This window comes from Novosphingobium sp., from assembly GCF_030696665.1.
In the GTDB taxonomy this organism is placed as follows: Bacteria; Pseudomonadota; Alphaproteobacteria; order Sphingomonadales; family Sphingomonadaceae; genus Novosphingobium.
Genome location: NZ_JAUYRV010000051.1, coordinates 1 through 10,928, shown reverse-complemented (window position 1 = coordinate 10,928; position 10,928 = coordinate 1). Strand labels below are relative to the sequence as shown.

Below are 10,928 nucleotides of genomic sequence, written 5' to 3'. Positions count from 1 at the left end.
CACGGCCAAGGTTTTACAAATGCCGTCCCAATGCGGTGCGCCAGGTATCCAGCCTGCGCGTGCGTTCGGTGTCCAGCATCGCCGGTTCAAACACGGCACGCTGGGGGATCATGCTTTTTGCGCCATTCAAGTCAGGATAGAAACCTGCGCCAATCGCCGCCAGAATTGCCGCGCCACGCGCTGTCGTCTCGACGTCTGCGGGGCGTTCGCAGTGCAGGTTCAGCATATTGGCGATGTCCTGCGCCAGCCAGTCGTTGGCGCTCATCCCGCCATCCAGCCGCAGTAGCGACCAGCCAGCCCCATCGGCAGCAAAAGCGCTGGCGAGATCGTGGAAGATATGGCCGATGGATTCGAGTGCGGCACGAACGATGTGCGCGCGGGTGGCAGCAAAGCTGAGACCGGTGATGCTACCGCGTGCTTCAGCCAGCCAATAGGGCGCGCCGAGGCCGGAAAGCGCGGGAACGACGACGACGCCTGCACTATCAGTCACCGAAGCGGCCATCGCTTCACTGTCAGACGCGTTTTCGAGCAGGCCGACGTTGTCACGCATCCACTTGACGAGACTTCCCGCCACGAAGACGGAACCTTCCAGCGCGAACAACCGCTGACCGTTCACCTCGCTCAATACAGTGCCCAGCAAGCGATGGGTGGAGCGCGGCGGGCGCGTGCCCATGTTGGACAGGATGAAGGCCCCGGTGCCCAGCGTCGCCTTGGCCTCGCCCACGGCAAAGCAGCCCTGCCCAATGGTGGCAGCCTGCTGGTCTCCGGCAAGGCCGGTGATGGCAATGGGCGCACCGAACAGATCGGCGCGGGTTTCGCCGAAAGGGCCAGCACTCGGGACGATTTCAGGCAGCGTCGATTGCGGAACACCGAACAGGTCACACAGCCCGGAATTCCAGCCCTTGCCCGTCAGCGCCATCAGCATGGTTCGGCTTGCGTTTGTCACATCGCTGATGTGCAGACCGCCAGTCAGCTTCCAAACCAGCCAAGATTCCACGGTACCGAAGGCGAGACGCGAGCCGAGCGCCTTTGCTTCAGGCACGTTCTCAAGCACCCACGCCATTTTGCTGGCAGAGAAATAGGGATCAAGCAGCAGGCCTGTGGTTTCCTGCACATGCGCCTCATGCCCTGCCTCGCGAAGCGCCCGGCACTTGTCCTCCGTCCGCCGGTCCTGCCAGACGAGCGCGCGGGTGATGGGCTGGCCGGTTTCGCGGTCCCACGCCACCACCGTTTCGCGCTGGTTGGTCACGCCGATGGCTGCCACGCGCGCTGCCCCGCCTGCCCGTTCGACCATCGCGCGGGCGCAGCGCAGGGTGCGCTCCCATATCTCGGTCGCGTCATGCTCTACCAGCCCCGGCGCGGGGTAATGCTGGGTCAATTCCTCCTGCGACGATGCAAGGACTTCGCCACCCGCTGTGTACAGGATCGCACGGGTAGATGTGGTGCCTTCGTCGAGCACAAGAATGCAGCGCGCGTTGGTCGGAGTGGCATCGGTCATTGCGCGGTCAACTCTCCCATGAAGCGGCGCAGGTTTTCCTGCTGCTGCGGTGACAGGCGCAACCCTAGTTTTGAGCGCCGCCATAGAATATCGTCTGCCTCAAGCGCCCATTCGTGCGCAATCAGATAGCGCACTTCGCGTTCGGTCAACCCGTAGCCGAAGTGTTCGCCGCAATCGTCCAGCGTTGCGGCATCGCCCAGCACGGTGGTGGCAAGCGTGCCATAACTGTGCAGCAGGCGCTCAGCCCACACGGGTTCAAGGAATGGGTAGCGCTGTTGCAGATCGGTGATCCGCTGCGCCACTTCGCTTACGCCGAAATCACCGCCGGGCAATGGCTTGCAATCGGTCCAGTGCGCGCCCGCCAGCGCCGGAATGCGTTCGCCCATGCGATCAACCGCTTCTTCGGACAGTGTGCGGAAAGTGGTGATCTTTCCGCCGAACACGGAAAGAATCGGCGCGCCTTCGGTGGGATCGCTTACCTCGAAAGTGTAACCGCGCGTGGCCGCTTCAGGTTTGCCCGAACCATCATCCACCAGCGGGCGCACGCCGGAATAGGTCCAGACGACATCGGCGGGCATGACTGGCTTCTTGAAGAACCGGCTCGCGCCCTCGCACAAATAGGCCACTTCCTCATCGCTTGCCACGATGGGTTCGCCCGCGACATGATCGCGGTCAGTTGTGCCAATCAGCGTGTAATCATGCTCGTACGGGATCGCGAAGAAGATGCGCCCGTCTGGCAATTGGAAGAAGTAGGGATGCGGGTGGTCGAACAGTTTTGGCACCACAATGTGTGATCCGCGCACAAGGCGGATAGATTGTTTCGGAGCCTCGCCGCTGCGCCCAAGCACGTTCAGTACAGCTGGCCCCGCCGCGTTGATCACCGAGCGCGCGCGGAACGTACCCTGCGCAGTCTCAATCCGCCACAACTCACCCTCGCGCTCCAACTTTTCCACCGGACAGCGCGTGCGGACCTCGGCTCCCTTGTCTGCCGCATCGCGGGCGTTCAGCACGACCAGACGCGCATCATCCACCCAGCCATCAGAATAGACGAAGCCGTGGACAAACTCAGGCTTGAGCGCCGCGCCTGCCACGTGCCGGTCCAACCGCACCGCCTCGGTCGCGGGCAGCAGCCGGCGCTTGCCGAGGTGATCGTACAGGAACAGGCCCAGCCGCAGCAGCCAGCGCGGACGCAACCCCTGCACCCACGGCAGCACAAAGCGCATTGGCCAGATGATGTGCGGCGCAATGGTCCACAGCTTCTCGCGCTCACCCAAAGCCTCGCGCACCAGCCCGAATTCGTAGTGCTCGAGGTAACGCAACCCGCCGTGGATGAGCTTGCTGGAATTGGACGAAGTGCCGCTGGCAAGGTCATGCGCCTCCAGCAGCAGCACTTTCGCGCCCCGCCCTGCTGCGTCACGTGCAATTCCGGTGCCGTTGACGCCGCCACCGATTACGGCGACGTCAAACACATCCTGTTCCACGGACTTTGTCATCAGATGTCCAGGGGCCCGTGCTGGATATAGGGCAACACATGGCGAGCAAACAGATCGGCTTCCTCTGCGTGGGGATAGCCCGAGAGGATGAACGCCTCGATCCCCTCTGCCTGATAGGCCCGCAGCTTGGCCAGTACCTGATCGGGCGTGCCGACGATGGCCGCACCGCAACCCGAACGCGCCCGGCCAATCCCGGTCCACAGGTTCTCTTCCACAAAGCCATCACCATCGGCCGCGCCGCGAAGTTCCTGCTGGCGCTGCACGCCGAAGTTCTTGGCATCGAGCGACTTCTCGCGGATCGCCTTACCCGCGTCATCGTCCAGCTTAGACAGCAGCCGATCAGCGTAAGCGCGCGCCTCGTCCTCAGTTTCGCGCACGATTACATGGGCGCGATAGCCGAACTTCAGCGTGCGGCCATAGTTGGCAGCGCGCGTCTTCATGTCTGCTATGTTTTCACGCACCTTGTCCATCGTGTCTGGCCACATCAGGTACACGTCACTGCCCTCTGCCGCACATTCGCGCGCATCGTGGCTAAGCCCGCCGAAGTAGAACGCCGGACACTTGCCCGAAATTGTGCCGATGCGCGGCGGATCAAGCTTGAGCTTGTAGAACTCGCCCTGAAAATCCAGATGCTCGCCGTTGAGCAGCGTGCGCACGATCTTCATGATCTCGGTCGCGCGGGCATAGCGTGGGCCGCTGGCAATGGTCTCACCCGGCATGTCGGACGAGATGATGTTGACGTTGAGCCGCCCGCCCGTTCCCGCCGCATTCGGGCCAAGTATGCGGTCCAGCGTAGCGATCCTGCGCGCCAGTTGCGGCGGCCAGTCCTCGCCCATGCGCGTGGCCCACAGCAGCTTGATCCGCCGCACTTGCGTGGCAACCGCCGCCGCAAAGGCGGTGGTATCAAGGCCAAGGCTGTAGCCCGATGGCAGCAGGATATTGTCGAACCCACCCTCTTCGGCGCGCATCACGATGTTGCGGCAGTGTTCCCAGCTGGATTGCAGGTACTTGTCCGGCACGCCCAGGAATTCATAGTCGTCGTCGCACAGCGCCGAGAACCAGGCGATCTCGCAATTCTGTTCAGCCATCTTGCCTCTCCTTCGAAGCGCGGACGCAACTCCGTACCGGCAAAACCGTTAACCGGTGCCGTCCGCCTTTAGTTTCAATCTGTTGCGGCTGTTACGGGAGCCGCTCGCCCCGCGCCGCAACCAGCACGGCGTACCAATCCTGACGTGTCCACTGCACCGTGAGCGCCTGCGTGCCCTCGGCAATCCGCTCAGCCTTTTGCGATCCGATGATCGGGATGATCCCCGCCGGGTGCGCCATCAGCCATGAATAGGCCGCCACCGTGCGAGAAACACCCTGCGCCTGCGCCACAACATCGAGCGCCTCAGCCACGGCGATGTCCCGCGCGCTTTCCGGCGCCGCCAGACGGCCCCCGCCCAGCGGCGACCATGCCATCGGCGTCAGACCCAGCATCATCGCCTGATCCAGTTCACCGTTTTCGAAGCAGTCGATCCGCAGCGGGCTGATCTCAGGCTGCGTCGTCACCAGCTTCTCACCCAAAAAGTGGTTGAGGGCGGCCAGTTGCGGCATCGTGAAGTTTGAAACGCCCAGTTTGCGCACTTTGCCCGAAGCCACAACATCATCCAGCACGCGCGCCATTTCCTGCGGGTGGGCCAGAATGTCCGGGCGGTGGATCTGCCACAGGTCGATCACGTCCACCTTCAGGCGGGTCAGCGAATCCTCGATGGCCTTACGCAAGTATTCGGCGCTCTGGTCATAGGGCAGCGGGGGCAGGATGCCGCCCTTGGTGGCGAGAACCATGCGTTCACGCAGCGCAGGTTCAGCCGCCAGCACTTCGCCCAGCAACGCCTCTGCATCGCCAAAGCCGCCCGCGCCATCGAAGCCATAGATGTCAGCGGTATCAAGGAAGTTGATCCCGGCATCCAGCGCCGCATGGACCAGCTTGGCCGCGCCAGCAGCGCCACGCCCATCCTCGGCCAGCCGCCACATGCCCCATGCGATGGGCGACACGGCAATGTCGCTCTTGCCGAGGGGACGGAAAGCAGGTGGCAATTGCAATTCGCTCATGAAACAGTCCTGTGTGGCGGCGCGACCGAAGCGCGCTCTACGAGTGTATGGGGCAGGCGGCGGTGGGAAATATCGCCGCCCGCGATGAGAATTTCAGTGGCCGTGCGCGCCAGTTCGATCATCGGCTGATGGATCGTGGTCAGCGGTGGCCACACGGTGCGCGCAAGCGTGGTATCGTCGAAGCCTGCGACGGAAAGCTCTGCCGGAACATTGATGCCTCGGTCGTGCGCGATGGCCAGTACGCCTGCTGCCATGTCATCGTTCGACGCGAAGATCGCGGTCGGGCGGTTAGGCAAATCGAGCAGTGCGTTGGCCCCGCGCGTGCCCGAATCAAAATCGAACTCGCCTTCGCATACCAGCACCGGATCATAGGAAATGCCTGCCCGATCGAGCGCTCTACGATAGCCGAACAGTCGGTCATCCGAGGCCATGTGGTTCTGATGACCTTTGATGAAACCGATGCGGCGGTGCCCGGCGTTGATCAGGTGCGTGGTCATGTCATCCGCCGCCTGAGCATCATCCATGAACACCGAACTGGTCAACGCATGGTTGGTGCCGGGCGAAATGCGCACGAAGGGAATGTCCATCGCCTCCAGCGCGCGCAGCACCGGGTCGCAATCGGTAACGGGAGAGGACAGGATGATCCCGTCGACATGCGTTTCGCTCACCAGTCCGCGCACTTGCTCCCCCACCAGCGGATCAGCCACATCGACGGGTTGGGCCAGCAGGCGGATGTTGTTCGCGCGGCAAAAGTCCCAGCAGCCGGTCTGGATCTGGAACATGTAGTAGGGGCTGTGATTGTCGTAAATCAGTGCGATCTGGTTCGACTTCGCACCCGAGAGGATCCGCGCAGCAACGCTGGGCCGGAAATCCAGCGCGCGCATCGCTTCCTCGACGCGGGCCTTGGTATCGGCGCTGACATAGGGGTGGCCGTTCAGCACGCGGCTGACGGTCTTCACCGCTACCCCCGCCTTGGCCGCCACGTCCCGAATGTTTGACCGCTCGCTCATGCTTCCAATGCCCCCTTCAAACCTTCGAACAGTGGCGCGAACGCGCTGTCCGGTCGGTAGAATACGGGTGGCTGCCCGATTGGAGCGGGAATGTCATGCGTGCCGGGGGCAAAGTCTTCGCCCGTCCAGCAATGCCGCCAGGTTTCGGTCCCTGGAAGAACCACCCGACGTTGCACGGCTTCCTCCTCGATCACCGGCGCCACCAGCAGGTCGGCACCGTAGAGGAACTGGTCCTGCACCGTAAAGAGCGCGGTTTCCTGCGGATAATGCAGGAACAGCGGCCGTTGTGCCGGAAGGCCAAAGTCGCAAGCCTCTCCGCACAAATGGCGGACGTAAGGCTCAAGGTGCGCGTGGACGCGGCTCCATCGGGCAAAGCAGGCGAGAAGATCTGCGCTGCTGTCGTACTGAAGGTTATCGTCAGGGCGGTTGCCCTCATGGCTGCGCATGACCGGGGCAAAGGCGGCAAGCTCGCACCACCGCTGCATCAGTTCGGCGGTGCGCACGTTGCCGTGCAGCGAGGTGTAGCCGCCGCAATCAGAGTGGCTGTAAGCGTTGCCCACAAGCCCTGCCGAAAGCGCACCGGTGATGACCGTGCCGATGCCATCGTGGCGCGTAAAATCGACCGACTGGTCGCCCGCCCACAGCAGAGGGCAATGCGCCTGAACGCCCGAGAACCCCGCGCGCATGAAGAACAGCGCGTCGCCAGTTTTGCCACGCGATTCCAGCGCCATCGCGTTGACCTGCGCCCACAGCACCGGCCAAAGGTTGTGCGCCTCCATCGGATCAGAGCCATCAGCAAGGCGCAGATCGGTCGGCAGGTATTCGCCAAAGTCCGCCATCCAACCCGATATGCCGATATCCAGCATTTCACGCCCGAGGATACGTTCGGCAAACCAGGCACGCGTTTCGGCGCGGGTGAAATCGACCACGCCGCAATCGAACTCGCCGAAATCGACAAGGTAAACTTCATCGCTATCGGTCCGCAGGCAGAAATGGCCCCCTGCGCGCGCCTCGTCATAAAGGTCGCCATCCACCGCGATATAGGGGTTGGCGTAGGCCAGAAAGCGAATGCCCCGTGCGTCCAGCGCCGCAATGCGCGCGGCCAGATCGGGGTAACGCTCGGCACTGCGCGCGCCGCTGTGCCAGTCCCAGAACAGGCGGCGGCCAAAGCTGGTTTCGCGCACGCCCGCCCAGTCTTCACACCACAGGCCGGAGACGGCGGTCCCGGCTTCGATGAACTTCTCCAGCCGGTCAAAACTGGTCACGCCTGACTTCAGCCCGACGATCGCGCCGCCGATAGCCCAATCGGGCAGTTCAGGCTGACGGCCAAAACGCGCGGAAAGCTGCGCGACCAGACCCTGCGGCCCATCATCGCCAAACACTTCAAACCGCGCCGTGCCGCTCCACACATCCACCGCATGAAACGCCGGATCGGTGAAATCGAGCACGCTGTAACAGCTCGCATCAAGATGCACCGCCAGCCAGCGCGAGGTCAGAAACGTGGGCTGCGGATAGTTGGTGTTCCAGTAATCACCGCCCGCCATGCCCTCGGCGTCCATGCGCCGCGTCAGTTCGGTGGACTTGTCACGCCCCACCCCCGGCTCGCTCGTCCAGATCGGAAAGCTGCGGCCATTGAGCGCGAGATAGCTCATCTGCTCACCCCCGCCCCACACGCATTCGCCGGGTTCGGCGTGAAAGCGGATGCGCAGGCGATCATATCCCGGCACCAGCGCACTGACCGTCACGGCATTCGCATCAACCGCAAGACGCGCAACGATCACGTCACCGTCCAGCAGTTCCATGCCGCCAGAGCTTTCACGCCAGCCTGCCGGGGCAATTTCGCCATTAGGCTCATCGCTGATGCGAAAATTGCCGCGAACCATCTGCACTTCGGGATTGCCACGCGCCATGACCACCGCAGGACAGGAAGACGTGTGCCGCAGCACCAGTCGATCCCCGAATCGGAGATCGAACCCGTCAATTCCAGCGTGCAGCCGCAGTTCCAATGGCGTTTTCCTCATCCCGGCAGCGTTGCTGTGGCGGGTTTGCCGCTGCCGCTGTCCGTTTTTCTGACACCGCTTGACATATCGAGACAGTCATAGCAGATCAAGCATCAATAGCGGCCGATCGACGAGGGAGCATGACTACCCTTGGAAGACCGCTTTTTGCAGGGAGAGACACCATGAAATTCACTCACCGTCCGTCCGTGCGCGCCTTGGCATTGTCTGCCAGCGCCTTGTCGTTCTCCTTCGCAGGCCACGCAAATGCGCAGGAAGCCGCAGAGGAAACAGGCGGCATCACAGAAATCGTCGTCACCGCGCAAAAGGTGGCGGAAAACGTGCAGGACGTGCCCATCGCCATCACTGCGATCACGGCAGACCGTCTCGAATCGAGCGGCGTCACCAGCCTTGAAGGGCTGACGCAGCTCGTCCCGTCGGTCACGTTCCGTAAGGGAACGACCAGCGCCAACAGCGCCATCGTGATGCGCGGCGTGGGCACGATCACCTTCTCGGTCGCCGCTGAACCCAGCGTTTCCACCGTGGTCGATGGCGTGGTGCTTAGCCGTTCGGGCCAGGCTTTCATGGACCTGGTCGATGCAGAGCGTCTTGAAGTGCTGCGCGGCCCGCAGGGCACCCTGTTCGGCAAGAACGCCTCGGCAGGCCTTGTCAACATCGTGTCGAAGGGCGGCACCGACACGCTGCAGGGCGAAGTGCGCGCCGAATACTACGAGGACGAGGAATACCGCCTGCGCGCCGCCATTTCCGGCCCGCTTGGCGAAGGCCTCAGCGCCCGCGTCACCGGCTTCTACGGCAACTATGATGGCAACATCACCAACGTGTTCGGTGGCAGCAACGAAAAGGTCAACGGCTACGAACATTACGGCGCGCGCGGCATCCTCGACTATGAAACCGATGGATCGAAGCTCCGCCTGATCGCAGACTTCTTTGGCGCAGACGACGATTGCTGTGCCGATGTCACCGGCGTCAGCCGTGGCGCGGCGCTTGATGCAGAACTCGGTTTGCCGGGCGGCGTGGCGCAGGGCGTGAACCAGCGCTTCATCAACCACAACCTTGTCACACTGACCAAGGACCGCCAGTGGAGCCTGACCGCATCGGGTGATTTCGACGTGTTCGAAAGCCACACGCTCAGCGTCATCGCAGGCTATCGTAACTGGAAGAACGAGGAAGTGCGCGAAGGCGATTTTCTGCCGCGCGCCGTTGTCGGCACCGGCGAACTGCATGACAGCGGCGAAGTGCGCACCCAGCAGCTCAGCCTTGAAGTGCGCCTCGCCTCGGACCAGACGCAGCCGTTCTTCTATCAGGTGGGGGCCTTTGCATGGGGATCGAACAACCAGCAGGACTTCACGCGCAACAACATCACGTGCGCTACTTCCACCCTGCCTGTCGCCGCATCGGGCGCACGTCCTTGCAACCTTGCTGATACGGTCAACACTCTGTTTCCCACCGCCACATCGTTCAGCGACGTGCAATCGCGCAACTATGCCGTGTTCGGCCAGGCCACTTACCGCTTCAGCGACATGTTCGCGATCACCGGCGGCCTGCGGTACACCAAGGATGAGCTGGACTACGCGCATACCCGTGCGCCAGCAGTGAACGCCACCAACGGCCTCCCCGCCACCGGCCCCGGCACTAACGGCAGCCCCGCTGGCGGCACGCTGGCTTCGGGCGGCAACGGCACCAACACCTCTGCCGGATCAAGCAGCAACGGCAACTTTTCAGGCCGCGCCGTCCTGCAGATCACGCCGTCAGACGACGTGATGCTCTACGGCAGTTACACGCGTGGCTACAAAGGCCCCGCGTTCAACGTCTTCTTCAACCACACCGCCCCGGTCAACGCGATCCCCATCGACGAGGAAATCTCTGACGCCTTCGAAGCAGGCATCAAATCACAGTTCCTCGACAACCGCGTGCAGTTCAACGCCTCGGCTTTCACGGTGACCTACAAGGGTTTCCAGGCAAACAACTTCGTGCTTCTGAACGGCGTCCCCGTTTCGAACCTGACCAACGCCGGAACGGTGCGCAGCCAGGGCTTCGAGGCCGATCTGCTGGCCGTGCCGGTTGACGGCCTGACCCTGCGCGCCGGTGCGGCCTATGCCGATGCCAAGGTCCGCAAGTTCAACCCGAACCCGGGCACCAATGCACCCGACGCCCGCAACGGCACTCGCCTGCCGCTCGCACCGAAGTTCACCTATACCTTGGGCGGCAGCTACGAACGCGATCTGGGCGGCTTCAAGCTCTACCTCGACACCGATTTCCGCCACGTCGGCAAGCAGTTCTCCGACCTCGGAGAGAGCGGCCCGATCGACGCCTATGGCATCTGGAACGCCGGGATCGGCTTCTCGGACGCAGAAGACCTCTATCGCCTGACGTTCCACGCCCGGAACATCACCGACAAGTCCTACGCCCTGCTCAACATCAGCGCCGGCCAGCGCCTGCAGATCCCGCGCGACGCCGACCGCTACTTCGGCGTGAGCCTGCGCGCCAAGATCCAGTAACCGCCGATCCTCCCTCGGCGTAAGAAGAGGCTCCGGGCGAAAGTCCGGGGCCTTTTTTATTGGGGTGGTTGACTGGATTGGCGGCTTTGCGAGCTTTACCGCATAAAAGCTGCCGTTCTGGACACGACCCCGTTATGGTCATTTACTGTTTGTTAGCTCGCGTTGGTATTCTTGCGTTTGAGAACACCGGCAATAAAAGGGGCCATTCATCGGACGGTAGCACCGGATTAAAAAGGGGCCACTCCTGCTAGACCTTCGCCTTTGCGCGGAGGCGGAGGGTGAAGAGAGTGGAACTTTATCTCAAGGTTCGCCGCGCT

Annotated in this window: 7 protein-coding genes; 1 reads left to right on the top strand and 6 read right to left on the bottom strand. The window is 62.7% G+C overall.

What is annotated here, in order from left to right:
- Positions 1 to 13: 13 nt before the first annotated feature.
- The 6 genes from glpK to Q8R81_RS16075 all read right to left on the bottom strand — a co-directional run bounded on the left by glpK (position 14) and on the right by Q8R81_RS16075 (position 8,101).
- Complete coding sequence (gene glpK, locus Q8R81_RS16100) at positions 14 to 1,498, bottom strand: glycerol kinase GlpK (RefSeq protein ID WP_305619542.1); 1,485 nt, start codon at positions 1,496 to 1,498, stop codon at positions 14 to 16.
- On the bottom strand, positions 1,495 to 2,991 hold the full coding sequence (gene glpD, locus Q8R81_RS16095; RefSeq protein ID WP_305619541.1) for a glycerol-3-phosphate dehydrogenase: 1,497 nt from the start codon (positions 2,989 to 2,991) through the stop codon (positions 1,495 to 1,497). Before glpD ends, glpK begins: the two co-directional genes overlap by 4 nt.
- Positions 2,991 to 4,079 (bottom strand): LLM class flavin-dependent oxidoreductase, encoded by a 1,089-nt coding sequence (locus Q8R81_RS16090; protein ID WP_305619540.1) that lies wholly within the window; start codon positions 4,077 to 4,079, stop codon positions 2,991 to 2,993. Before Q8R81_RS16090 ends, glpD begins: the two co-directional genes overlap by 1 nt.
- Before the next feature lie 91 nt (positions 4,080 to 4,170).
- On the bottom strand, positions 4,171 to 5,085 hold the full coding sequence (locus tag Q8R81_RS16085; RefSeq protein WP_305619539.1) for an aldo/keto reductase family oxidoreductase: 915 nt from the start codon (positions 5,083 to 5,085) through the stop codon (positions 4,171 to 4,173).
- Positions 5,082 to 6,095 carry a LacI family DNA-binding transcriptional regulator gene (locus tag Q8R81_RS16080; RefSeq protein WP_305619538.1) on the bottom strand — a complete coding sequence of 338 codons (1,014 nt, stop codon included), beginning with the start codon at positions 6,093 to 6,095 and terminating at the stop codon, positions 5,082 to 5,084. The genes Q8R81_RS16085 and Q8R81_RS16080 overlap by 4 nt, the downstream gene beginning before the upstream one ends.
- Complete coding sequence (locus tag Q8R81_RS16075; RefSeq protein WP_305619537.1) at positions 6,092 to 8,101, bottom strand: alpha-glucosidase; 2,010 nt, start codon at positions 8,099 to 8,101, stop codon at positions 6,092 to 6,094. Before Q8R81_RS16075 ends, Q8R81_RS16080 begins: the two co-directional genes overlap by 4 nt.
- A gap of 176 nt (positions 8,102 to 8,277) precedes the next feature.
- On the opposite strand from Q8R81_RS16075, the gene Q8R81_RS16070 reads away from it, so the two are divergent.
- Positions 8,278 to 10,611, top strand: a complete 2,334-nt coding sequence (locus Q8R81_RS16070; RefSeq protein WP_305619536.1) for a TonB-dependent receptor — start codon at positions 8,278 to 8,280, stop codon at positions 10,609 to 10,611.
- The last annotated feature ends 317 nt before the right edge of the window (positions 10,612 to 10,928 follow it).